Source organism: Akkermansia sp. UBA7090 (assembly GCF_002493465.1).
Classification (GTDB): domain Bacteria; phylum Verrucomicrobiota; class Verrucomicrobiia; order Verrucomicrobiales; family Akkermansiaceae; genus Akkermansia; species Akkermansia muciniphila_A.
Genome location: NZ_DKYW01000017.1, coordinates 91,703 through 115,024, shown reverse-complemented (window position 1 = coordinate 115,024; position 23,322 = coordinate 91,703). Strand labels below are relative to the sequence as shown.

The 23,322-nt window shown below is 58.0% G+C and carries 20 protein-coding genes and 1 tRNA gene; 6 read left to right on the top strand and 15 right to left on the bottom strand.

The features are described 5' to 3' along the window. Positions 1 to 37 precede the first annotated feature (37 nt). The 4 genes from B3075_RS06465 to B3075_RS06450 are packed head-to-tail and all read right to left on the bottom strand — an operon-like array spanning position 38 to position 6,103. Positions 38 to 2,236, bottom strand: a complete 2,199-nt coding sequence (locus B3075_RS06465; RefSeq protein ID WP_290487668.1) for a hypothetical protein — start codon at positions 2,234 to 2,236, stop codon at positions 38 to 40. Further along, entirely contained in the window at positions 2,233 to 4,215 is a 1,983-nt protein-coding gene (locus tag B3075_RS06460) for a vWA domain-containing protein (RefSeq protein WP_290487667.1), read from the bottom strand. Before B3075_RS06460 ends, B3075_RS06465 begins: the two co-directional genes overlap by 4 nt. A gap of 38 nt (positions 4,216 to 4,253) precedes the next feature. Continuing rightward, positions 4,254 to 5,198, bottom strand: coding sequence for a M28 family peptidase (locus B3075_RS06455; RefSeq protein ID WP_102748987.1), 945 nt, complete (start codon positions 5,196 to 5,198; stop codon positions 4,254 to 4,256). A gap of 20 nt (positions 5,199 to 5,218) precedes the next feature. Further along, positions 5,219 to 6,103 (bottom strand): ParB/RepB/Spo0J family partition protein, encoded by an 885-nt coding sequence (locus tag B3075_RS06450; protein WP_290487665.1) that lies wholly within the window; start codon positions 6,101 to 6,103, stop codon positions 5,219 to 5,221. 345 nt (positions 6,104 to 6,448) lie between these two features. On the opposite strand from B3075_RS06450, the gene B3075_RS06445 reads away from it, so the two are divergent. Then, the gene (locus B3075_RS06445; RefSeq protein WP_290487664.1) at positions 6,449 to 6,775 is read left to right on the top strand and encodes a hypothetical protein; all 327 of its coding nucleotides are present in this window, start codon (positions 6,449 to 6,451) and stop codon (positions 6,773 to 6,775) included. A 115-nt stretch (positions 6,776 to 6,890) separates the two neighbouring features. After that, entirely contained in the window at positions 6,891 to 7,274 is a 384-nt protein-coding gene (locus tag B3075_RS06440) for a hypothetical protein (RefSeq protein WP_290487663.1), read from the top strand. A gap of 139 nt (positions 7,275 to 7,413) precedes the next feature. Here B3075_RS06440 and B3075_RS06435 read toward each other — a convergent pair whose 3' ends face one another. The 5 genes from B3075_RS06435 to B3075_RS06415 form a co-directional block, all read right to left on the bottom strand. Continuing rightward, entirely contained in the window at positions 7,414 to 7,995 is a 582-nt protein-coding gene (locus B3075_RS06435) for a putative peptidoglycan-binding domain-containing protein (protein WP_290487661.1), read from the bottom strand. Between the two features lie 340 nt (positions 7,996 to 8,335). Next, positions 8,336 to 8,410: transfer RNA gene (locus B3075_RS06430), tRNA-Thr, on the bottom strand. A 101-nt stretch (positions 8,411 to 8,511) separates the two neighbouring features. After that, positions 8,512 to 10,647, bottom strand: coding sequence for a DNA gyrase/topoisomerase IV subunit A (locus tag B3075_RS06425; RefSeq protein WP_290487659.1), 2,136 nt, complete (start codon positions 10,645 to 10,647; stop codon positions 8,512 to 8,514). A 118-nt stretch (positions 10,648 to 10,765) separates the two neighbouring features. Further along, entirely contained in the window at positions 10,766 to 11,146 is a 381-nt protein-coding gene (locus B3075_RS06420; RefSeq protein WP_094135669.1) for a hypothetical protein, read from the bottom strand. A gap of 67 nt (positions 11,147 to 11,213) precedes the next feature. After that, the gene (locus tag B3075_RS06415) at positions 11,214 to 11,516 is read right to left on the bottom strand and encodes a hypothetical protein (protein ID WP_290487657.1); all 303 of its coding nucleotides are present in this window, start codon (positions 11,514 to 11,516) and stop codon (positions 11,214 to 11,216) included. On the opposite strand from B3075_RS06415, the gene B3075_RS06410 reads away from it, so the two are divergent. Continuing rightward, positions 11,515 to 13,827 carry a hypothetical protein gene (locus tag B3075_RS06410; RefSeq protein ID WP_290487655.1) on the top strand — a complete coding sequence of 771 codons (2,313 nt, stop codon included), beginning with the start codon at positions 11,515 to 11,517 and terminating at the stop codon, positions 13,825 to 13,827. The two genes, B3075_RS06415 and B3075_RS06410, sit on opposite strands and share 2 nt — an antisense overlap. Positions 13,828 to 14,307: 480 nt before the next feature. Here the strand turns inward: B3075_RS06410 and B3075_RS06405 are convergent, their stop codons facing one another. The 6 genes from B3075_RS06405 to B3075_RS06380 form a co-directional block, all read right to left on the bottom strand. After that, a complete protein-coding gene (locus B3075_RS06405) occupies positions 14,308 to 15,558 on the bottom strand; it encodes a ferrous iron transporter B (protein WP_290487653.1) in 1,251 nt (416 codons plus the stop codon). A gap of 152 nt (positions 15,559 to 15,710) precedes the next feature. Further along, the gene (locus tag B3075_RS06400) at positions 15,711 to 15,851 is read right to left on the bottom strand and encodes a hypothetical protein (protein ID WP_290487651.1); all 141 of its coding nucleotides are present in this window, start codon (positions 15,849 to 15,851) and stop codon (positions 15,711 to 15,713) included. A gap of 5 nt (positions 15,852 to 15,856) precedes the next feature. After that, complete coding sequence (locus tag B3075_RS06395) at positions 15,857 to 16,198, bottom strand: hypothetical protein (RefSeq protein WP_290487650.1); 342 nt, start codon at positions 16,196 to 16,198, stop codon at positions 15,857 to 15,859. A 19-nt stretch (positions 16,199 to 16,217) separates the two neighbouring features. Beyond that, the gene (locus tag B3075_RS06390) at positions 16,218 to 17,798 is read right to left on the bottom strand and encodes a sulfatase family protein (RefSeq protein WP_290487649.1); all 1,581 of its coding nucleotides are present in this window, start codon (positions 17,796 to 17,798) and stop codon (positions 16,218 to 16,220) included. 58 nt (positions 17,799 to 17,856) lie between these two features. Next, on the bottom strand, positions 17,857 to 19,167 hold the full coding sequence (locus tag B3075_RS06385; protein ID WP_290487648.1) for an AI-2E family transporter: 1,311 nt from the start codon (positions 19,165 to 19,167) through the stop codon (positions 17,857 to 17,859). Between the two features lie 35 nt (positions 19,168 to 19,202). Next, positions 19,203 to 20,504: a PDZ domain-containing protein gene (locus tag B3075_RS06380; RefSeq protein ID WP_143247168.1), complete on the bottom strand. Its 1,302-nt coding sequence runs from the start codon at positions 20,502 to 20,504 to the stop codon at positions 19,203 to 19,205. Positions 20,505 to 20,854: 350 nt separating this feature from the next. Between B3075_RS06380 and B3075_RS06375 the strand changes: the two genes are divergently transcribed. From B3075_RS06375 to B3075_RS06365, 3 genes are all read left to right on the top strand, one after another. Continuing rightward, positions 20,855 to 21,250 (top strand): Minf_1886 family protein, encoded by a 396-nt coding sequence (locus B3075_RS06375; RefSeq protein ID WP_094135683.1) that lies wholly within the window; start codon positions 20,855 to 20,857, stop codon positions 21,248 to 21,250. A 16-nt stretch (positions 21,251 to 21,266) separates the two neighbouring features. Beyond that, complete coding sequence (locus B3075_RS06370) at positions 21,267 to 22,322, top strand: agmatine deiminase family protein (RefSeq protein ID WP_290487646.1); 1,056 nt, start codon at positions 21,267 to 21,269, stop codon at positions 22,320 to 22,322. Then, positions 22,319 to 23,322 (top strand): NAD(P)/FAD-dependent oxidoreductase (locus B3075_RS06365; protein ID WP_290492051.1); only part of this gene is annotated, 1,004 nt, incomplete at its 3' end. The genes B3075_RS06370 and B3075_RS06365, both read left to right, overlap by 4 nt.

Sequence of the window (23,322 nt, the reverse complement as noted above, 5' to 3'; positions counted from 1 at the left end):
GAAAACCCCTGCCGGGCAGATGCGGGAAACCTGCGGTTCAAATGGTGCCGTTGAGTTTTCTCCCTATCCAGAACAGGGTAAGCAGAAGGAGAAGGGTGAAGAGCGTATACGGGCTGCACCAGAGCAGGATGCGCGTTTCCATGGGCGGCGGCACCGGGAGATCCCTGATTTCCTTAATGAGCCGCTGTATTTCCTCAGCTTTCACCATGCGCCCGCGTGTGATGGAGGCCATTTCCTCCATGAGCGCGGTATTGACGGGGCTGCCGATTTTTTCCAGCGTTTCACTCATGGTGATGACGGAAAGCGTAACGGATTTATCCGGTTCCGCAGAAGATGAAGCGGTGAGTTTCCAGGTGCCGGGGCGATTGATTTTAACGGAGGCGGTAAAGGAGCCCCATGTATGGTCCATCGTGTCCATTTGCACGCGGCTGGAGCTCCCTTCCGGAGCCGTAATGTCCAGGAAAACCTCTCCATTCTGGAGGGGGGCCCCCAGTTTGTCGGAAACCATGGCGGTGACGGTCAGCGTGTCTCCCGGCCGGGGGCGTTCCGGGGTGGGAATCAGACGTATTCTTTCCCCGGCGGCCATGTTGCGCTGGTAACTCATCCAGCGGGCTACCTGGCTCCAGAAACGGTAATGGTATTTGTCCTCCACCCCGCGCCGCCATCGCCAGGCGGAATCCGTGCCCATGAAGAGGACTTTCCCGTGGCCGTAAGACTGGGTGACAATAAGGGGAATGCGGCCATAGGCATTCTTATCCGCCGCATGCACGGCCAGGACAGTGCTTCCCGCTTTGGGCCGTTCCACGGGGGCGTACCAGTTGAAGCCCGGCAGATTGCGCCATACTTCTTCGTTTTCGTCCTCCGTATCCGCCAGCATGGTGAGCAGGGAGCCGCGGCCTTCCGGCGTCAGGATGAGAGGGGAGGGAGAGGGCTGGGTTGTCCCCTCCGGTTTGGCGTTAAGGAATGTAACGGGTATCAGGTCTCCCAGCTCGGATTTCAGGAGTTCCATTTGCCTGCCCTGATAGCCGGGAAGGAAGACGATGCCGCAGGCCTGGTTTTTTACCATGCCTTTGAGCAGGGAGGCCTGTTCTGCCGTCAAACCTTTGGAGCCCAGCCCCACGTCGCCGATGAAGATGACGTCATACCGGGCCAGGTCTTCCATCTTGTCCGGGAATTTGACCAGGTACCCGGGGCCTTCCCCCATTTCTTCCAGTCCCGGATGAAAGAGCAGGGTATGCACGTCCACGCCGGGATCCCGGTACAGGGCGTTCCGGATGAAGCGGTATTCCCAGCGCGGCAGGGTGTCGATGACCAGCGCTTTGATGGATTCCCTCCTGCCGGAGATGCTGAAGGAGGAGGCGTTATTATTGTGCATCCGTTCCTGGGGCTGGACGGGGAGTTTGAGTTCCAGCGTTTCCGCCCCTTCTTTTTCTATTTTCCACAGAACGGCGTCGGACACCTCCCCCTGGGCCGGAATAGTGACCGTGCGGGTGACGGTTTTTCCTGTATCCCTGGAAGTCATGGCAAGCGTGGCGCGCGTTTCCTTGCCCAGCGTGCTTTTAATGGTAAAGGGTATTTGCACTGTTTCCCCAATGATGCCGTAGGTGGGGGCTTTCACGTCCTGGAGGGCCAGGTCCGGCAGGGGGGATGGGCTGCCTGCGGGAATGATGAACAGGGGGACGCCCCTGGTGCGCATGCGCTGGGCCTGCGTCAGCACGGAGGATGATGTGTTGTGGCTGCCGTCCGTGAACATGATGACCGCCCGGAGATTGTCGGAGGATTGCATGGCGTCCTCCAGCGGTTTGGCCAGGTCTGTACCGGCCATGGCGTAATCCGGGGAGTCCGGAGAGGGAGATGCGCTGAAGGTAGCGTATTCCACTACATGTGTGTCGTTAAGGGATTCCGTACTGTTGCCCTTGAGCAGTTCCTGCACGTAGGCCGTGCGTGTGACGACATGCTGGGGGGATATTTCCACATCCTGCGTTTCCATGGAGCCGGAGCGGTCCTCCAGAATGGAAACCTTGGGTTTTTCCTGCGGGGCGGAGGTGATGACCCATTCCGGCTGGAAGAGCAGGAAGCAGATGAAGCCAAGGATTGCCAGGCGAAGGATTTCCAGTTTGAATGTCAGCGGCCGGCGGTTGCGTTTGCAGGCGATATGGCTTATCCAGATGCCGGCCGCCATAACCAGGACGGTCAGGATGACGCTTGATGCGGTAGGGTGAAGGCTCAGGTTCATGGGCGGGTGGTGGGGGAGGGGCGTTTGGACGTCTGCCCGGGCAGGCACAGGAGGGCTTCCAGCAGCAGGCAGGCGAGGGAGAAGAACAGGAAGAGCTTCCATGCTTCCTGCACCAGGGAGGGGGCTTCCGCCGCACTCTGCATGGAATTGATGGAAGCTTCCGGCAGAAGGAGGTGGAGTTTTTCATCCGTAATCTGGTCAGGCATGTCTTCCGTCCAGGGGCGGTTCACGGCGTAGGTCTGCGCTCCCAGGCGGTACACGCCCGCCGTATCGGCCGGAGAGCCGGAGGGGCGGCTCCCCTGGGCATTATCCAGGCGCACGGGGGTGTCTGTGGCGGATTGCGGCAGGGATGCGTCATTCACCCGGAGGGAAATGGAGGTGGAAAAGCGTTCCGCCCCCCGGTCCGCCATACGCTGGAGCAGGGGGAGCAGCAGGTGGCCGTCCGCCAGGTTGGACCAGGAATATCTGGGCAGCGTCCCCAGGAACAGGGCGGAACCTGTCCCGGCCCTGACCTGGGCCAGGGCGCAGGAACCGTCATCCCAGGAGGCCAGGGTACGGTATTTGCCCAGCAGGGGCTTCCTGCGCACGGCGCGGAGACGGTTGGCGGGGATGGGCGTTTGATCGGAACCGTCGCGGAGGAATCCCCTTTGCCGGTCCCACGTTTCCAGACGGTAGTATTGTTCGGGCGCAGCCGTCTCCGTTGCGCCCCAGGAAACGCCCAGGAAGGAATGCCGTGTTCCGTGTTCCGTGTCGTCAGGCAGGAAAAGGGCTATTCCTCCTTCTTCAATGAAGGTCTGAAGTTTTTTCTCCATTTCCGCGCGCGGAGGCGGCCCATGCCAGACGACCATGGACTGGGTGGCCAGATGAGACTGAGCCTCCCGCGTATTGCCGGGCATCGTGGCTTTCCTGTTGGTAAGGCCGGGAGGGGCGGACATCAGGGAAAGGGTTTTCCCCACTTCTCCCGAAGGGCCGAAAATCAGGATGTTGGCGAGAGGCCTGGGGGCGAAGGTGAAGAAGGAAATGTCATCCCTGGTGAAGTCGTCATGAGGCAGCGCAACGAAGCCGAAGCCGGATTCCTTGCCCTGCGGCAGGGGGATCTCTTTCCGGATGGAGGCGCTTTCCCCTGCCAGTTGCAGCGTGGAGGAGGCGGATGAGTTGTCCACGGAGAGTTGCACCGGCACGTTCTCCGGCTGGTTGGGGTTGAACCCTTGGCGCAGCACTTCCAGGTCCAGCACCAGTTTTCCGTTGTTCACCTGAGCCTGACGGACTCTGATGCCGCGGTTGCTTGCCGGCCTGTCGCGGAGGGCCATGATGCGGACGGAGGGGGGCAGAGGCAGAGCGGCCAGCCTCTGGCGCACACCGGGCCAGAGTGGGGAGTCCGGCTTCCAGGAAGAGGCCTGCATGTCCGAGGCAATCCAGATTTCCGTTTTTCCGGAGCCTGATTCTTCCAGGTACGGGATGGCTTTTTGCAGAAGTGCCGGAATATCTGCGCCGCCATCCGTCGTCTTGCTTACAGTCAGGTCCGCCAGGGCTTCCGGAGCGGGAATCTGGGTAACGGTTCCGGTGGCGGAATCAAGCAGGGAAAGGCGGCAGTGACCGAGCTGCGCGAAAGTGGTTTCCACCAGAGGGGGGATGGCATCCCGCAGGGAGCTGGTTTTATCCGGACGGGCATCCATGGAGGCGGAACGATCCAGAACCAGCAGGACTTCGTTCAAGCCGGAGCTTCCCCAGCCGAAGAAGCTTCCAAGCAGGGGCCGCGCAAAAGCCGTCACCAGTGCAGCTGCGGCCATCACGCGCAGCGCCAGAATCAGGTAGTGCAGCAGTTTTTTCGTTCCGCGTGTTTCCCTGGCCGCCCGAAGCAGAAATTCCATGGCCGCCCAGGGGATGGAACGATGCCGCCACCGGTTGACCAGGTGGATGATGATGGGAATGGAGGCTGCAAAGAGAGCCCACAGCAGCCAGGGAGAGTTGAAGGACATGGCGGGATAGGGATAATTGGAGGGTCAGAGCTGTCTGGTCAGGTGGCGGGCTGGTCAGGCAGCAGTTGCCGGAGGATATGAAGGGTCATTTCCCCGGTTTGCTGGAAGGATTTTTCTCCCAGAATGCCGATGTTGTCTTTGGAAGTGTGCCACCAGTTGCCGTCCTGGAAATCGTCAATCAGGTTCAGCGTATCCACGCCGCGTTCCATGAAGGGAACGTGGTCATCCAGGATGGCATAGCCGGATACCCCCCATTCCTCCGTGGAATAACCCAGGTCACGGATGGCGCGGGAATAAACCCGGTACATGGATTGGGGCGTCATGGACGGGATGCGTATCTTTTTACCCTGCCGCCCCACCATGTCCAGATTGATCATCCATTTGGGGAGCGGCTGTTGCATGGCGGAGGCGTAATGCCTGGAACCGTACAGCCCGTCGTCGCTGTCCATATGTTCCGCAAAACTTTCTTCCCCGTCAAAAAACACAAGCTCCAAATTTCCGGCGCGTGCGGGTTCTCCGGACAGAATGCGGGCTGTTTCCAGAATGGCCGCAGCTCCCGAGGCCCCGTCATTGGCTCCGGTGAATCCGTCAATGCCCTGCTTGGTGTCAATGTGGCAGGTCAGCAGGCCCCGCACCGGATCCAGGAAATTGGGCGTCTTGCCAAAACGGGCCCTCAGGTTGACGAAGCGGACGGGACCCTGGGGCGTTTCCTTCTCAAAACCCTGTTCCCGGCAGGTCCAGCCGTATTTGGCCAGTTCCTCCTTCAGGTAGTCTATCTGCCTGCGGTAGCCGGGGGTGCCTGAAGCGCGGTTCCCCATTTCCGTTATCCGCGCGGCGTGGAACAGAGCGTTTCCTCCATTGAAACAGTCCGTCTGCCGGATCTGCGCGGGAATGGTTTCCGCGCCGGGCAGGGGCGTTTTTACGGGATTTTCGCACTGCATCAGCAGGGCCGTAAACAGGATAAGTCCGATGCGGGGCGTCATGAAAAAAGGGGGAAGGAAATTTACTTGGAATCAGGCCATTCGTCCTGGCCCAAAAGCTCAAGAATGCGGATGAATTCCGCTTTGCTGGAGAAGGTGATTTCGATGGAACCCCGGCTACCCTGGCCGGAGATGTTCACCGGAGTTCCGAATTGTTTGGCGAGAATGCCGGAAATTTTCTTGTACTGAGGGGAGGACGGCTTTTTAGCGGGAGCCGGCTCCGGCGGGTTGAGAATCTTCTGAATGGCTTTTTCCGTCTGGCGGACGGTGTAGCCCTTGTTGACGATGTCGCGCCCAAGCTGGATTTGCTGATCCTTGTTTTTAAGAGAGAGAAGCACCTTGGCATGCCCTACGCTGATAAAGGTATTGCCCAGCATGTCCTGAACCGGCTGGGGCAAATCGAGCAGCCGCATGCTGTTGGCCACGGCGGCGCGGGATTTGCCTACGCGTTTGGCGATGTCTCCCTGTTTCATGCGGAACTCCGTTTTCAGGCGCATGTAGCCGGCGGCTTCTTCCAGCGGGCTGAGGTTTTCCCGCTGGAGGTTTTCAATCAGGGCCAGTTCCAGCACGTCTTTGTCGGAAGCCTCCCGGATGATGGCGGGCACGGTGGACAGCCCCAGGATGCCGGAGGCGCGCCAGCGCCTTTCTCCGGCAATCAGTTCATATTTGCCGCTTTGCGTTTCACGGACGATCAGAGGCTGGATAATGCCGTGTTCCTTGATGGAATCTACAAGTTCCGCCAGCTGCTCCGGCGTGAAGATGGCGCGCGGCTGCAGGGAGCTGGGAATAATGGCGGCATGGGATAGCTGATGCACAACGTCTCCCGCCTGGGGAGCCGCCAAGGATTCACGAGACAGATTTTGATTGATAAGGGCGTCAAAGCCTTTCCCCAGAGCCGGTTTTGCCATAGCAGGGAAGAGACTAGCATGAACCGGTTCCGTTTTCAACAGGGTATTTTATTATCCGCGGCGGAAATTCCGGCGTTTGCATCTGGCGGAATATTTCCTGTTTCCGGACGTGTCAGGCGTGTTGCTCCCGTCCCTGGGGGAGGGCAAGGATGGTTTGTGTCCGGGAGCGGCCTGATGCCGTTGGGCCGGCCCCATTCCGGCGAAGGCCCGTTTCCGGGAAATGAACAAAAAAATGAACAAAATGAATAGCAATCAACAGTCCGGCCGTGACGCCGTTTTCTCCCGCGGAGTCGTTGCGGCGCAATACGCGCGAGAATTCCTGGAACCTCTCACCCCCTCTTTCAAATGAAACTCAATTTGACGGAAGAACAAAAGAAAGCAGCTCTGGAAGCAGGAAAACAGGGCATGAAAGACGCTTATGAAAAAAGCGGAACCCGCCCCGGACTGACCTGGTGGGAACGGCTCTTGTGGGTGGTTCTGGCCGGAGCGGCTTATGCGGCGTCCTCCCTCCTCTCCGGCTGCGGGCATACCGTAGACGTGACTGCGGAGCGGGCGCGGATATGCGGGGACGGCTCCTGCCTGGTGCTGGAACCGGGGCATCTGTCCTACTTCCAGAAACAGCCGAAAACGGAGATCCCTCCGGTTATCTGGAAAGTCCGGCAGGGCAAGTGACTAGGCGCCGTCCGATCTTTTGCCCCGGCGTTTTCAGGAAAAACGGCTTTTCAGGAGCCGTTCCGGGGGGATCAATTCAGCGCCCAGGGCGGATGTGATGGCATAAAATCTGGTTATGAACGCTTTATTTGCCGCCGCCTCCTATTATTTGGCTGCAGGCCGGAAGGTGGAGGAAATGGAGGAGGACGGACGCTTCCAGGATGTCTATATCCGTACTCCCAAACTTGTCCTGATGGCGCGCAGGGTGGATTCCTCCGCGCCTTTCGGAAAGATTGTCGATGTCCGCTTCCGGTTTGAACCGGGCCGGTGTGATGCCTGGCATCTCCATTTCCTGGCGGGAGATGTACGGGAGTTGCTGGCTTATGAACGGGAGATTTTTTCCCTGCCCTGGATTCTGACCCAGCATGGCAAGCGGGGGGACGGTAGATTGGTAAAATTGCCTGCTTCCCGGTTCTGCCGTCTGCTGGGAGCGTTTGTGGGAGGCGGGGCGTTTTCCTGATCCTGTTGATGAAAAGGAAGCCTCCGTGCGGATGTCCGCACGGAGGCTTTTCCTTGCCCGGATGTCATGGAAGCAGGTTGCCGCAACGATGATTGAATTCTCCTGCCCTCCTTTTCCGGGAGTTTTTTGCAGGTTCCCCCTAAACCAGGGATTGTGCGAACCGGTACGCCTCATTGCTGCGGTTCAGCCAGCCTGTGCCGAACACGGGAAACTGTTTGCAAGAATGGTAAAATGACTTGCGCTGTTCATAGAGAGTGGAAAGAAACGCGGACTCTCCAGTCCGGGCGAGAACGGTTTGCAACATCTGACGGGTTTGTTTTCCCGGAATTCCGTCCACCGTGAGACCGGCTCCGTGGACATTCAGAGCGCGCTGCAAAATCTTCCCGGTATTCCTGCTCCCGGAATTGAAAAAATGATCCCGCAGGATGAATTCAACGCCCGGAAAAGCGTCGGAACCCAGCCAGGAACGCACGGCGGCGGTGTTATCCAGCACGTACTGGAGACAACCTTCCCAGGCCTCTTCACGTTTCCCGGCATCCAGCAGGGCCTTCAATCTGTTAAACGCGGCCGGTTCAATGCCGTCGCAAATGCCGCAAATCTCCCACTTGCCGCCCTTGTCGGCGGCGGGAAGGCGGGAAACGCGCAGGGAATCCGGCCCGGTGACGCGGGCGTCTTCCAGGCGCAGGGTGGCCGCAGCCATGGTTCTTTCTGTAGTGTTCATTGGGTCGAATCATGGTTTCAGTTGGGCGGAACGGCAATAAAGGCGTATTCAAGGGGGAAAACGGCTTCCTGAGGCAGCGTTGTTGCCAACGGAACCTCCTTACCGCTCCAAAAGTGGAGTGACCCTTCGCTGCTGGAAGCTGACGGATATGGCCGTGAGTGGAATGATGCTCTTGTCAGATGTTGCATCTGCTTTATTTCCGTCGGCTGCTGCATTCCGCTGGAAATATTAACGAATAATGAACGTTAAAAAGCGGCACGCCGGAATTCGCGGGAACGGCCAATGACGCCCGTCTGACAACAAGCAACCCGCTCAAGGGTTGACCTTGAGCGGGTTATGATGGAGCCGCTTGTCAGATTTGAACTGACGACCGTCCGCTTACAAGGCGGGTGCTCTACCACTGAGCTAAAGCGGCATGGTAATGAGGTGCCCATATCTACAGAAGATGGCCCGTTGTGGCAAGCCGAAAATGGATCGGCAGGCATGGATGTCTCCATTTTAGCGATTCACCACGCTTCAGGAGTCAAACAGGGAGCCCTGTTCCAGCGGCGGATCGGCTGGCGGTTCCTCCAAATGGGGGGCTGTTTCCGTATGCAGCGTTTCCGTGGAGGGGGGGCTTTCCGGGCGTTCCGCTGTTGCGGAAGGAGCGGTTGTTTGTCCCTCCGTTTCCTCATTTCCGGATCTGGGCGGAGGCATGATGCGGGAGACGCGTTCCACAGGATGCCTGGTAATGATATTTCCCTGGGCTCCGCGGTTCTTGATTCTCAGGTCCGCGAAGTGGAAGGGCCTGATCAGGTTACGGAGTTTCAGAACGGCTTTCAGGTAAACGTTTACGCTTATCTGGGAACTGTTTTCTTCCGTTTCATGCACGGAGAAATGGAAGATGCGCGTTCCCTTCGCGCCCCGGGTGAGCGGATATTCCTTGTCCCTGGTGAACCCTCCTATGCGGAAGCGCTTGGCGTACACGGGGCCGTCTTTTCCGTCCCGGTAGATCAGGTTGAACACGGGGTCATCCCCTTTTTTGATGACGGAAATATAAAGGGGATTTTTACCGGCGAAAAATTTGTCCTGAATCCGCACGATTTTGAGCACCCCTGCATTGTCAATGATCAACACGTCATCCAGCGTAGAGCATTTGCAGACGGGATTCCCCTTCTTGACGCCGTAGCCGGCGAAGCCTTCTTCATCAATATACAACGTTTCATTGGCCACGGCCACCTGTGCGCGGTTTACGGAACCGAAGGAGGAAATTTCCGTTTTCCGCGGATAGGCGGCGCCGTATTTTTTACGCAGGGCTTCAAACCAGCGGATAGTGAATTTGGTAAGCTGGTTGAGGTTCTTCTGCGTTTGTTCGATGTCCTCTTCAAGCTGGCGGATGTGCTGGTCCGCCTTGAAGGCGTCAAATTTGGAAATGCGCTTGATTTTAATTTCCGTCAGCCTTACCAGGTCATCCCTGGTAATGGGCGCGCGCAGTTGGGATGCAAACGGCTGCAATTCCCGGTCAATGGTGCCGAGCACGTCTTCCCACGTTTCGGAATCTTCAATGGAGAGGTAGATGCGGTTTTCAATGAATATTTTTTCCAGGCTTGCCTGGTGCCACGCCTCGTTCAGTTCCCTGAGGCGTATTTCCTGCTCCTGGCGCAGGATTTCCTTGGTGGAGTCCGTGTTGTAGCGCAGGATGTCGCTGACGCACATGAACCTGGGTTTTTCCTCCACAATGACGCAGGCATTCGGGGAGATGCTGACTTCACAGGCGGAGAAGGCGAACAGGGCTTTCCTCGTCTGCTCCGGGTCCGTCCCGGCCGGGAGATGGACCAGAATGTCCACATGCTGGGCCGTATTGTCCTCAATGCGGGCGATTTTAATTTTTCCCTTTTCCGCAGCGGAGACAATGGAATCAATTAAAATTTCCGTGGTGACGCCGAACGGGATTTCCGTGATGCGGAGAAGTTTTTTCGATTCCGTAAGGATGCGCGCCCTGATGCGGACGCGGCCCGTGCCGCGTTCCCCGTCACGGTAGTTGGTGGCGTCCATCACGCCTCCGGTCGGGAAGTCCGGCAGAAGCTGGAAGGGCTGGCCGCGCAGGTAGGCGATGGAGGCTTCAATCAGTTCATTGAAATTGTGGGGGAGAATTTTACTGGAAAGTCCCACAGCAATGCCTTCCGCCCCCTGAGCGAGAAGGAGGGGGAATTTGACGGGGAGGCTGACCGGTTCCTTGTTCCTGCCGTCGTAGGAAAGCTGCCATTCCGTGACTTTGGGGCTGAATACTACGTCACGCGCAAAGGAGGTGAAGCGGGCTTCAATATAGCGGGAGGCCGCTGCGGGGTCTCCTGTCAGAATATTGCCCCAGTTTCCCTGCGTGTCGATAAGCAGCCCTTTTTGTCCCAGCCCCACCAGCGCGTCTGCAATGGAACGGTCGCCGTGCGGGTGGAATTTCATCGTGTCTCCCACGATGTTAGCCACTTTATTATAACGCCCGTCGTCCAGGCGGTCCATGGCGTGCAGAATACGGCGCTGCACAGGTTTAAACCCGTCATTAATCTTGGGTACGGCCCGTTCCAGAATGACGTACGAGGCGTAATCCAGAAAGTAGTCGGCATACATGCCTTCCACAGACTGACTCGCGGGAACGATGTGGGCGGGTTGAGTCACAACGGCGGATATTAAAGGAATTGTTCCGGGGGGGCAAGCGCGATCTCCATAAAGAAAATAACCGGCTTCCCGTTTTGGGGAAAGCCGGTTTTCCGGAGAAAGAAAGCGGTAAAAGCAATCAGGCCTGCTTGGCAGTCAGCCTGTTTCTGAGTTCCTCCGCTTCAGCGCGCAGGGTGTCGAGTTTGGCTGTCTGGGCTTCAAGTTCGGCGATTTCTTCCAGAACGGCCGCCAGGCGGCGCAGGTCGGCGGGCTGGGCGGCTGCGAGAGGCTGCGCTTTGGGTGCGGCTGTATTTTTGGTGCCGGGTTTGCGGCCGCGCTTGACCTTGGATGCCTTCATCCAGCTTGAGATGGTCACCGTGCTGATGCCGAACCGTTCGGAGGCTTCTTTCTGGGCGCCCCTTTTGTTTTGAGTTTTCCGTTCAGCAATGAAATCAAGAACGGATTGTTTTTCTTCGGGCGTGTAGCGCCTCCTGTTTTTGGTACTGTCGTTGGAATTCATGATGTTGACGAGTGATTATTTACTTAACCAATTATTTTTGGTCTGGCAAGAAAAAAGTATATATATTTTAATATCTTTTAAGAGGATGTTTAAGTGACGGGCGCATGTTGTTGAAGTTCTGTCGCGTTCTCTTTACTTTATTCCTGATTTTTATTGCTAACGGATTGATTTTTTGATGATTTTGCAGGAGAAATTGAGGGATATTTAAACGCGTTTCCATGTTATATCCCAGGTGAAGCCTTTTCCGCAATTTTCCTGTTGATCCGGATGCGGCCGCTGTTCCCGCGCCCGTTCTCCAGCCGGGATTTTGAGGTTGCAGGGAGAAGCGGAATCGTATAAAATCATCCCAATTTCCCAGCCATTTTATCATGATGACCGATCAGACAGGAACTCCGTCTTCGCCAGAACCTCCCAAGCTGCGGCGCCGTTTGGTAACGGCAGCCCCCGCAGCTGGGCCCAAGGTAAAATTTGTTTCTCCCGCCGCGGAAGGCGTGGAGGTTGTCAAGCCGCGTTTTCTCACTCCTGAGTTGCAGGCCAAGCTGGCTCAGGAACAGGAGGAAGCCGCCCGCCGTGCAGCGGAACAGGCGGAGGCGGACAGGATTGCTGCGGAAAAAGCGGCCGCCGAGCAGGAGGCCGCCCGTATCGCCGCAGAAAAGGAGGCGGCAAGAATAGCTGCCGAGGAGGAAGCCGCCAGAATCAGGGCGGAACAGGAGGCTGCCGAAGCCGCGCGCATTGCCGCGGAAAAGGAAGCAGCCCGTGTAGCCGCTGAAGAGGAAAGAGCGCGCCTTGCGGCGGAACAGGAGAAAAAGGAAGCCGTTTCCGCCCCCTTGCCTGACCCGTCCGTGGATGCCCAGATTCAGGATGCCCTCGCCAAGGTGGCGGAGGCCCAGAAAGCCCTGGCGGAGGCCCAGGCCGCTGCCCTGTCCCAGGCCGCAGGGGTAGCGCCCGCGGCTGTGCAGACTCCGGAACCGTCTGTTCCGGAACCCGCTCCAGCGGGCACCGCTCCCAAACTGAAAGTTTTCAAGACGGCCGCCGCTCCCGCTGCGGCGGAGAAACCGCCAGTAGCCGCTCCGGAAAGCGCCGTTCCCAAGTTGAAAGTGTTGAAAACCCCTGTGGGGGCCGCTCCCGTTTCTTCCGTGTCTCCCGCCGCGGTTCCCCAGCCTGTCAATACCGCAGAAGTTTCCCCTGCCGCCGACACCCCTCTGGCGGGCGACGGCGGTATTCAGCCTCCCGCCGGAACGGAATCTGCCCGGGATATGGCCGATTCCGTGGATAAATCCAGGTCCCTGCTGCGGGGTGTTATTTATGGGGTATGCGCCCTGGTTGTCATCGCTGCCGGCGTAGGAATTTATGCCTGGAGCACCAACAGCAAGAAAGAAAAGGTGGAAGGAGAGAACGCCCGACTGAATGCGCTGGTAGTGGAAGGCGGGAAACTGGGCCGCAGCCGTCTGTTTGATTCCAAGAATCTCAGCCGCGTTCCGGATGTGAAAGTCGTTCCCGATGCCGAGGATGCCGCTTTGCTGCTCGCCAATGTGAGGGGAGTCAAGGGCAACAGGGAAAACTGGCCCGGAGCCGCCCACCTGGTTTCCATCATGGCCCAGATGGATGACAATATTGCCCGCCAGGTGGTGGAAGACATGAAAAAAAATGTCGGCAGGTACAGCAAGGAAAAATATTCCATGATGGTGACCCTCTTGGCCAAGTCTTCCAGCCCCGCCATGCGCGATATGCTGAAAGACCTGTACGCTTCCATCAGCAACAGCAAGAACAAGAAGATCCAGGACAAGCAGGCCGTAGTGCTCAAATACATGCGTTTTGCCATGAAGCTGGACGACCTTGACGACGTTATGGAAATCCTTCAGAAGAAGGATGCTTCCCCGGATTTGATTTCTTCCGCTTTCCGTACGGCCCGCTACCTGATTGACGGAGCTCCTCCGGCCAAGCGCAAGGCTCTTTCTTCCAAACTGCTCCAGCATCAGAAAAACATGCCGGAGGAAAATGTTAAAATGCTCTACAAGCTGCTGGCCCGCACCGGGGATTCCAAGGTGCTGGACATGATGGAACAGAGCTATAAGGAGGATCCCAAAAAGGCGCTTGCCATCATTACGGCCTGGGGGGACTGGAATACGGATGACGCCGTGCCGTACCTGTTCAAGGCATGGAAAGACGAATCCCTGCATGAACGGGTGCGTTCTCAGGCTCATGATTCCATTCTCCGCGTACTTTCCGTGGACCGTGACCGGGATGACAACGCCACGCTCAAGTTGTTTGATCCCCTTATTGCGGATGCCAAAACGAGCGAACGCCGCCAGTTTCTGGTTTCCGCATTCAAGAGGCTCAGCAACCGCCCGTACGTGATTCGCCTGCTGGGCCGCATCAAGCAGACGGCGGAAGATCAGAGAAACGCGGTGGAACCAAAATTCCAGGCTGCGGAGGAAGCTTTGTTCAAGGCGGAGGACAAGTTCAAGGCCAACCCCGGCGATGCTGCCGCCAAGGCTGATTATGAGGCCAAGGAAAAGATTTATAATGAGTTGTCCAGCCAGAAAACCGGGGAAGACAAGGTGATTACGGCGGTGGAAAAGGCTCTGGAAAAGGTCAAGAAGACGCCTGTTCCCGCCAAGAAGGCCGCTTCTGCCGAGGACAGGGAAGATGACGAGTCTTCCGTGATTAAGACCATTTAAGAGGTTTCATCAATCGCATCCGCAAACCGGAGGGAAAATAATCCCTCCGGTTTTTTTATGTGTGGAAGTGATAACCGTGATGATGAAAGGGGGCAGTATGGTTGAAATAGGGTGAATTAGGGGTTAAAGAGTCTGAAAGCTGGCAGCGGCAGGAGATGACGAGGCCAACCATCAACAGGACAGGGGGGGGAGGCAAGCCTCCAATGTCAATCCAGCCCCCAAAGGCGGCCACGTTATCTTCCACATTGAGGACGCTGCCACGGACAGGAAAGAATACGGTACGGTGATTGACGGAGAAGGACCCGGTGAAAGGCCGGCTATGCTATGGGATGAAATGAATACCGTCCTTCCGGCCCGCGGAGGAGTGCGGGGCTGCCTGAGGGATTCCCGGGGAGAAACGGAAAAGGATACCCGGGCGACTTGCAAAAACAGGGAAGGTTCCAGCGGCGCGTCCTGCTCCCGGTTTTTTATGGCTGGCCCTTACAGAAGGAGACCTGTCTGGTAGATCATCGTGGCCGTTGCAAAACCCAGGAGGGTCAATCCGCCGAATTGCGCCAGAGCGAACCACCAGGTGCCCGCTTCCCTTTTGGCGACGGTAACGGTGCCGATGCAAGGCAGGGCGATCAGGCAGAATATCATGATGCTGATGCCCTGGAGAGGGGTGTAGCTGGCTTTAAGGCGGGCGTTCAATGTCTGCTGGGCCGCCGGGCCCGAATTCCCGTCTTCCACCGCATAGAGGATGCCCATCTGGGTGACGAAGATTTCCTTGGCGGCAAAGGCTCCCACCAGGGCGGAATTGATTTTCCAGTCAAATCCGGCCACCTGCGTGACGGGTTCCATCCAATGGCCTATTTGTCCGGCGTAGGAACGTTCCATGGCCGCTGCGTTTGTCGGCGCCGTGTCTTCTTCCGGCCTGGGGTAGGTGTTCAGGAACCACAGGATGATGGAGGCCCCAAGGATGAAGGTGCCCGCTTTCCGGACATACATGAAGGCCCGCGACCACATCAGGATGCCCACCTTCCGCAGGGAGGGGAGGCGCAGGCGTTTCATGTGGTGGAGGGAATCCCTCTGGGGCGCCTTGAAAAGCGTGTTTTTCAGAAGCCGGGCGCAGCATAGCGCCAGCAGGACGCCGCTGGCGTAAATCCCGAACAGAACGGGGGCCTGCAGGCGGGAGGGAAACAGGGCGGAGACGAACATCATGTAGATCGGCAGGCGGCCCGCACAGCTCATCATGGGCAGCACGGCGATGGTGACCAGACGGTCGCTGCGCGTTTCAATTCTCCTGGTGGACAGGATGGCGGGAACCGAGCAGCCGAATCCCAGCAGGAGGGGGGCAAAGCTGCTGCCGTTCAATCCCATGATTTTCATGATGCGGCCCATCAGGCGGGAAACCCTCATCATGTATCCGCTGTTTTCCAACACAGTAATGGCCCCGAAGAGGAGAACCACGTTGGGCAGAAAGGCCAGTACTCCGCCCACGCCGCCTACCACGCCTTCCCCCAGCAGGGATTGCAGGCGGGGCCACGGTTCCAGCATGCGGCAGGCCCAGACGCTGAACAGCTGGGTGCCCGTCTGGATGAGCCTGACCAGCGGATCCCCGATAGCGAAGCTTAGAAAGAAAATAATATAAACAATGCCCAGGAAAATAAGGGACCCCCATATTCTGTGCATCAGGACGGCATCCAGTCTGGTTCTCCACAGGTTTTCCTTTGCCTCTGTTTCCCGTTCCATAACGTTTACCGGAACGTAACTTAAAATCTGTCAATTTGACAGGCAAGTCTAAAAGCCCGGTTTTGCGGAAAGAAGTATGGGTTCCGGCAGACTGTTTTAGGGATGGATCGCTGATGTATTGAGCCGGATGATTTCAGAGGTGTTGCCTCTTTTCAGCGGCGCAAGGCCGCCAGGCCCTGGATGAAAAGGATGGCCGCAGAGCAGCCGAAGATCATGGAGGGCAGGAGTTGAAGCATGTACAGCGGATCTGTGGAATCGTTCCCGTAGGAGGGGAAGATAAAGGCCAGAATCAACGCGATCAGGGACAGCCCCCACGCCAGCCATGATGCAGCGGAATCCGGCCTTCGGGGGCCGCGGGTGGCAGCTGCGGCAGACGTTCCTGCCGGATGCCGCGCTCGTCAGTATCGCGTCCGGAGAAGGACGGCCGCTTTTTCTTGACGGGAGGCAGGGAGGACTGCGTTTTCATGGCGTTTTCCGGTTTGCGGCCGGATAGTGAAGAGGGGGCTTCCCCGAAGGGAAGCCCCGTTGTGACGTGAATCAGAACGCCGCACGCCGTGCAGCGCATGCCGGTTTTGGCGTCCAGCCTGGCCGGGTAGGTGTACCCGTGGCCGCATTGGGAGCATGTGGCGGATTCTCTCATGGTCTGGCTCGGATAGATGTTAGTCGTCCAAGGGGAGCAGATCCTCCCGGTCAGCCTTGGTTTCGGGTCTCTGGCGGATTTCCTCAAGCTTGGCTTTCATCTGCTCGCAAATGTCCGGATGCCGGGCGGCTACGTTGTCAAGTTCCTTCGGGTCTTTTTCCAGGTCAAAGAGGCTTCCTCCTTCCGGGGACTTGCTCATTTTCGCGGAGGCTCCGTTGATGCCGTCGCGGATGGCAACGCCGGCGGGAATGAACTTCCATTTGCCGTGGCGGATCGCCAACGCTTTGCCGGTGCTGTTGATGACGTGGTAGTCACGGCCCTTGGCGGATTTGCCCAGAAGGGCGGGCATCACGTTTTCAGAGTCACGGAAGGAATTGGCCTTGCCGGGGGCCAGCAGTTGTTCCAGGGAAGCTCCCAGATCCATCTGGTTGAGCAGGGCTTTGCTTGTGGTTCCGGGGGAGACCACGTCGGGCCATTTGACGATGAACGGAATACGGGAACCTCCTTCCAGAATGCTGTATTTGCCTGCGCGGAAGGGGCCGGCGGGGGAATGGGCGGCATTGTCCCGGACGGCGAAATCCCTGTAGCCGTCATCCAGCACGGGGCCGTTGTCGCTGGAGAAGATCACCAGGGCGTCTTTTTCCAGACCGGCCTGTTGCAGAGCGTCCGTGATGCGGCGCACGCAGTCGTCCAGTTCCACGGTCACGTCACCGCGCACGCCGTGCCGGCTTTTGCCTACAAAGCGTTTTTCCGGGCAGCGCGGCACGTGGATGTCATGCGTGGCGAACATCAGGAAAAACGGTTCCTTGGCTTTGGCGCTCTTCTGGATGTATTCAATGGCTTTATCCGTAATTACATCGGCGTTTTCCTCATCCTTCCACAAGGCGCTTTTGCCTCCCTTCATGAAGCCGATGCGTCCAATTCCGTTGATAATGGCCTGATTATGCCCGTGGCTCCACATGAGTTTGAGCTGGTCCTTATTGTCCTTGCCATTGGGAAGCCCGGGGAAGTTGTGCTTGTAGGATACTTCAATGGGGTCGTTCGGGTCCAGATTGCGGACATTGCCGTTTTCCAGAATCACGCAGGGAACGCGGTCGCCCGTAGCGGCGAAGATAAAGCTTTCGTCAAATCCGATTTCGTTCGGGCTGGGAGAGATATGCCTGTTCCAGTCAATTTTCTTCCCCTTTTCCCCCAGGCCCAGGTGCCATTTGCCCACCATGTAGGTTTTGTAGCCGTGGGATTGGAGCATCCTGGGCAGGGTGGGTTTCTTGGTATCGATAATGAGGGCGGCGTCTCCCGGCAGGATGCCCGTGCCTTCCTTGCGCCACGGGTATTCCCCGGTGAACAGGGCATAGCGGGAAGGGGTGCAGACGGATGTGGTGGAATAGGCGTCCGTGAAGCGGCAGCCCTGCTCGGCAAGCCTGTCGATAGAGGGGGTGGGAATCCCTTTGGCTCCATAGCAGCCTACGTCTCCGTAGCCAAGGTCGTCAGCGTAAATCATGACGATGGCCCTGGGAGGCTTGACCTTGGGCGTGACTGCGGCCGGGCAGGCCGCCGCCGCTGCCAGGGCAAGCATCAGGTGTAATGCGGGTTTATTCATGTTGCCAGGTGTGTGTGATGATATTTTCTGGAAAAGGCGGTTGGAAGGATGCGGCTGTTCAGGCGCGGGCCGGACCTTCGGGATTGTCCGGAGGCTGTTCGCCGGGCTGTTCCGGCGGAAGCACGGGTTCCGTCATGGGGCGCATGCTGGCATTCTGCCAGATGTACCGCTTGTAGAGGACCTTGATGGCTGCCGTCAGGGGGACAGCCAGCAGGGCGCCGACCAGGCCGCCCAGAATGAGCGTCCAGATCAGCACGGAAAACATGACCGTGAGCGGGTGGAGTTCTACGGAATCCCCCACGATTTTCGGCTGAATGACCCATCCGTCAAATTGGTTGACGGCCAGGAAGATGCCGGAAACAATCAGCACGTGCTGGAAATCTCCCCATGTGAACCAGGCCAGCAGCACCGCAGGGATAAAGGCGGTGATAATGCCCAGGTAGGGAACAATGCCCAGCACGCAGACCGCGGCGCCGATGGTGATGGCGTATGGCAGACCGAGCAGTTTCAGGCAGATGGCGATCAGAATGCCTTCAATGATGCTCACCAGCATCTGTCCGCGGAAGAAGGAAATCAGGTAGCCGTTGATTTCCTCCATGGTCTCCACCACGTCTTTTCTGAATTTGGAGACTTTCAGGGGCAGGATGCTGGGCCATTTTTCTTTGATTTTGTCCGCCTCCAGCAGAAAATAAAAAGCGAAGATGGGCGTGATCAGGATACTGACCATGATTCCTATGGTGCTGTACAGGGCTCTCCCTCCGGAAGTGAGCCAGCTCATCAGCTTGTCCTGGTAAAAGGAGGAATTGATGGTCATGTAGGCTCCCAGTTTTTCCCGGGCGGTCCGGGCGTTTCTCAGGTCATGGATTTCCGCCTCCGTATAATGGCTGGTATTCAGTTCCCGCAGACTGGTTCTGTAAACACTGTCAATGGTGCGGGAAATGAAAGGTATTTCAATGGTGGAGTCAATCAGTTCGGAGGTTTTGTTCCATAGCTCCATCCGGTTGTCGATCAGTTCGTCCGTTTGCCTGATCAGGGGAGGAAGAATCGTGGCTCCAAAGCCTACCAGGACAGCCAGAGCCGCAAACATGACCGTGACTACGGCCCAGGGGCGGGAGAATTTGAAATGCACCAGCCAGGAAACGATAGGTTCCAGCAGATACGCCACGACGGCGGCAATCAGGATGGGCAGGAGCACCGGTTCCAGGAACCCCAGAACTTCCACTACTTCAAAAATGACGAAAGCCGCGATGCACAGCATCACCAGAATGGAGGCGCCTGTCAGGGCATGCCAGCAGGTTTTTTTCTGGAAGGGGGAGGGAATGGCGGGGACGGCGGAAGGCTGGATATTCTGGTGTTGCGCGTTGTTCATGTCGGTGTGGAGAAAGGGCTGGTTGCTGGTCTGGCTCAGGCAGCGGAGGCTTTGTCCGTTTTCCCGTCAGGTGCGGGAGCGGCTTCATCCGGAGTTTCTCCGGCTGTAGCCGGGGGCTGCTGGCCGTCTGCGGGTGGCTGGGTCTGTTCTTTTTTTTCCTGCTGCCTGACGTGTTTTTCGAATTCCTGTTCCGTAATGGCCTGGGGCGTGGGGTAATAGTCCCCTGCGGGGGGGGCGGCCGGAACTTCCCATTGGATGCGCACCAGCCTGTTCCTGCGCTGGACCACCACGCTGGCCTGGGCCCCCCGCTGGGTGGTAACGTATTCTACGAGGTCCGGATAGGGATTCTTTCTTCCATTAATGGAAATAAGCACGTCCCCCGTTCTGAGGCCGGCGTCCCATGCGGGCGACCATTCAGCCACGTAAGCTTTCATGGGGCCGTTTCCGTTGCGGTCCTGGATGAAGGTTCCTCCCATCAGGTTGAAGGAGGCGGGGGCGGGCATCCGGTGGCTGGTGGAGCTGAAATAAAGGGCGTTCCCCGGGCCGTCCAGCCAGAACTGGCGCGCGGCCAGAGCGCCGTAGCCCAGGATAATGTCGATGTCATCGGGGATGCCCATTACTTCCGGGTTGGCGAAGCTTTCGCAGAGCAGGATGTTTTTTAATTCCAGGGGGCCCAGCTGAAAGGAGCTTACATGCATGCATTCATGGGCGTAAAAACCGCCGGCGGCGGGGCTGTAGCCGGAATAGACGCTGACGAACGCGTCCGGATAGGCCTGCTTAATGGCGTTCCAGCGTTTTTTGGAGATATAGACGGCGTGGGGGGCTCCCGTGTCCAGAATGATGCGTCTTCCGTGCTTGTCCGCGATTTGCGGGTAGTCGGACCCGGGGATCAGGGAAAGCTTGTTCCAGTTTTTTATCCTGGAGGGAAGTTTATTGAAAAAACGGTGGGAGCGTTTGGGGTAGTTGATGTTCCACACATATTTCCGGATGCATTCCCAGCCCAGCAAACCGTCATACGGAGCCTGGTCCGCCATCACCACGTCCTGTTTCCGGGAAATGGGTTCTTCGTCATCTTTCAGGGAAACGGGCACGTTGGCCGTGCGCATGGCTCCCCTGCCGCGAAGGCGGGCGCCGATGGATTCCACTGCGGGGGAGAAAAGCAGGGAGGTCTGGACTGCTCCCGTGTCCACGCCCATCATTAATTGCGTTCCGGAACTCCACGCCAGCGCCACGGGGGTGCCGTCCAGGGGATTGGCCGCGTCAATGGGCGGGGAACTGCTGTCCTGGATAGGCCGGTGCGATACGCAGGAAACGCACAGCATGGTTGCCAGAAGCATGATGGAGGAACGGAACATAAAGTATTTCGTTCATAACAAACGGACCAGAAGCTGGCAAGGTTTCCTTCCTGCTTACAGGGCTTTTTGACGGCATCAGCATGTGAAATCTGCCGCCAGCCGGAGAGCATCCCGTACAAAAGCATGATATTCAGGATGCGGGCGCGTGCGTTTTTTAAGGTTTTGTAACATGGCTGGGCGTTTTTCCGTCTGCGGCGTCTGGCGTTTCAGCTCCTGCGGAGGTGCGGCCGCCTTCGTTTTCCCATGCTTTCCCTGAGGGCGGTTCTGAAGCCGGCGCGCTCCCAAAAATCTTGATTTTCACAAGGAGCCGTATAGGGTAGCGGCGAGCCGCTATGACCGCCCCTACGTTTGAAGATGCCGTGAGCCGTATTGTACGGAAGGATCCCCGTTTTGCGGAACGGGCGTATTCCTTTCTGAAAGATGCGCTGGATTTTACCATGCAGCGTGTTGAAGAGCGGGAAAACGGCTCTCAGAGGCATGTCAGCGGACAGGAACTGCTGGAAGGATTTCGGGATTACGCTCTCGCCCAGTTCGGGCCTATGGCTTCCACCGTGATGAAGGAATGGGGGATTAGGAACGGAAAGAATGTGGGGGAAATGGTTTTTTTACTGATTGAGGAAGACGTTTTTTCCAAACAGCCGGAGGACTCTCTGGATGATTTCAAGGGGTTCATGAATTTCCGCAGAGCTTTTGAAGAGCCTTATGAATTTCAGGACCAGCCCAGTTAAACCGCCCGATACCGCCATGAACAAGGAACCCGATGTACGCTGGCCCGCTGAATGGGAGCCCCAGGATGCTGTCTGGCTGTCCTGGCCCCACCGCAGGGATTTGTGGCAAGGAGGGCTGGATGAATTGCAGAGGACTTATGGGAGCGTGGCCGCTGCCATTGCCCCGCATGCCCTTGTGTGCGTGAATGCCGCGGCGCCCCTTCATCCCGGCATCAGGCGGGCGATGCAGGCTGCCGGAGTGCGGGAGGAGCAATTCCGCCTGTTCGACCACCCGACCAACGACGTGTGGTGCCGGGACCACGGCCCCGTTTTCGTTCAGGATGTGAAGGACGGTTCCCTGATGCTGGCGGATTGGCAATTTAATGCATGGGGCGGCAAATTTGCTCCGTGGGATCTGGACAACGGAGTTCCCTCCCTGATTGGAGCGGCGCTGGGGCTTCCCTTGCGCAGTTCTTCCATGATTCTGGAAGGGGGGGCGATTGAGGGCAATGGGGACGGCTTGCTGGTGACGACGGAGTCCGTGCTGCTGAATCCCAACCGCAATCCGGATTGGAGCCGGGCCATGATTGAAGAGGAATTGAGGCGCATGCTGGGCGTCAGAGCCGTTTTCTGGCTCGGTTCCGGCATTGAAGGGGATGATACGGACGGCCATATTGACGACATGGTGCGTTTTGTGTGCCGGGATGCCGTAGTTTCCATTGTGGAGACGGATTCTTCCTCTCCCCATTACCGCGCTCTGGCGGAGAATAATGAACGCCTTCAGGATTTGAGATGCGTGGACGGCTCCGGCGTGGAGGTGATCCCCCTGCCGATGCCGGACCCCCTTCATGCGGAGGACTGGCGGCTGGACCAGCTTCCTGCCAGTTACGCCAATTTCCTCATTGTGAATGAGGCCGTCATTGTTCCCGTATTCAACCAGCCCCGGAATGACGATCGCGCCCTGGGAATTCTGCGTGAGTGTTTCAGCGGAAAACAGGTAATAGGGGTGGATGCCCGCAAGCTGGTGCTGGAAGGCGGCGCCATCCACTGCATCACCCAGCAGCAGCCCCGGCCGGGGAAGGAGGGACTGTGAGCGGAGGGGAAGGAATAACGGTGGATGTGATTCTGCCGATGGAAAAGGCCGGCAGCGAGCGCGCGCGCCGCGCCGCCGTGGCGCGGAAGCTGGGTATTTCCCCCTCCCGTATCAGGGATTTGCGGCTGGTGAAGGAATCTATTGATTCCCGGCAGAAAAAAATTCTCTTCCAGCTTCGCCTGCTGGTCGGGGTGGATGAACAGCTGCCGCCGGAACGTCTTCCTTCCCGGGACTATCCGCCCGTCCGTCCCGGCTCCCCTGTGGCGCTGATCATCGGGTTCGGACCGGCCGGAATGTTCGCCGCGCTCCGCTGTTTGGAGCTGGGCATAAAGCCTGTGGTGCTGGAACGGGGAAAGGACGTTTCTTCCCGCCGGTTTGACCTGGCTCCCATCCTGCGCCGCGGCACGGTGATGGAGGATTCCAATTACTGTTTTGGAGAGGGAGGGGCAGGCACGTTTTCCGACGGAAAGCTGTTTACGCGCGCGACCAAGAGAGGCCCCGTGCGGGAGGTTTACGAGATTTTTGTAGCCCACGGGGCGCCACGGGAAATTTTAACGGACGCTCATCCGCATATCGGCTCCAACCTGCTGCCCAATGTCGTCAAAGCCATCAGGGAATCCATTCTTCGCGCGGGCGGGGAAGTTCATTTCAATACCCGTGTAGAGCATCTGCTCCGTTCTGCGGACGGCCGCCGCATACGCGGCGTGGCCTGTGCGGATGGCCGGGAATTCGCGGCGGATTCCGTTTTGCTGGCTACCGGGCACAGCGCACGGGACGTGTACCGCATGATGCTGGCGGAGGGGCTGGCTCTGGAACAGAAATCCTTTGCCGTGGGGGTACGCATTGAGCACCCCCAGGCGTTTGTGGACGCGCGTCAGTACCACCTGAATCCGGAGCAGAAGCGTCCGGAGCAGCTTCCGGCGGCCCGTTATTCCGTGACGACCACCATTCAGGACCGCGGCGTCCACTCCTTCTGCATGTGCCCCGGCGGGTTCATCGT

Bases quoted from the DNA above. Each gene is read 5' to 3' on its own strand.
- B3075_RS06465 (WP_290487668.1), bottom strand. From the start codon at position 2,236: ATGAACCTGAGCCTTCACCCTACCGCATCAAGCGTCATCCTGACCGTC.
- B3075_RS06460 (WP_290487667.1), bottom strand. From the start codon at position 4,215: ATGTCCTTCAACTCTCCCTGGCTGCTGTGGGCTCTCTTTGCAGCCTCC.
- B3075_RS06455 (WP_102748987.1), bottom strand. From the start codon at position 5,198: ATGACGCCCCGCATCGGACTTATCCTGTTTACGGCCCTGCTGATGCAG.
- B3075_RS06450 (WP_290487665.1), bottom strand. From the start codon at position 6,103: ATGGCAAAACCGGCTCTGGGGAAAGGCTTTGACGCCCTTATCAATCAA.
- B3075_RS06445 (WP_290487664.1), top strand. From the start codon at position 6,449: ATGAAACTCAATTTGACGGAAGAACAAAAGAAAGCAGCTCTGGAAGCA.
- B3075_RS06440 (WP_290487663.1), top strand. From the start codon at position 6,891: ATGAACGCTTTATTTGCCGCCGCCTCCTATTATTTGGCTGCAGGCCGG.
- B3075_RS06435 (WP_290487661.1), bottom strand. From the start codon at position 7,995: ATGAACACTACAGAAAGAACCATGGCTGCGGCCACCCTGCGCCTGGAA.
- B3075_RS06420 (WP_094135669.1), bottom strand. From the start codon at position 11,146: ATGAATTCCAACGACAGTACCAAAAACAGGAGGCGCTACACGCCCGAA.
- B3075_RS06410 (WP_290487655.1), top strand. From the start codon at position 11,515: ATGATGACCGATCAGACAGGAACTCCGTCTTCGCCAGAACCTCCCAAG.
- B3075_RS06415 (WP_290487657.1), bottom strand. From the start codon at position 11,516: ATGATAAAATGGCTGGGAAATTGGGATGATTTTATACGATTCCGCTTC.
- B3075_RS06405 (WP_290487653.1), bottom strand. From the start codon at position 15,558: ATGGAACGGGAAACAGAGGCAAAGGAAAACCTGTGGAGAACCAGACTG.
- B3075_RS06395 (WP_290487650.1), bottom strand. From the start codon at position 16,198: ATGAGAGAATCCGCCACATGCTCCCAATGCGGCCACGGGTACACCTAC.
- B3075_RS06390 (WP_290487649.1), bottom strand. From the start codon at position 17,798: ATGAATAAACCCGCATTACACCTGATGCTTGCCCTGGCAGCGGCGGCG.
- B3075_RS06385 (WP_290487648.1), bottom strand. From the start codon at position 19,167: ATGAACAACGCGCAACACCAGAATATCCAGCCTTCCGCCGTCCCCGCC.
- B3075_RS06380 (WP_143247168.1), bottom strand. From the start codon at position 20,504: ATGCTTCTGGCAACCATGCTGTGCGTTTCCTGCGTATCGCACCGGCCT.
- B3075_RS06375 (WP_094135683.1), top strand. From the start codon at position 20,855: ATGACCGCCCCTACGTTTGAAGATGCCGTGAGCCGTATTGTACGGAAG.
- B3075_RS06370 (WP_290487646.1), top strand. From the start codon at position 21,267: ATGAACAAGGAACCCGATGTACGCTGGCCCGCTGAATGGGAGCCCCAG.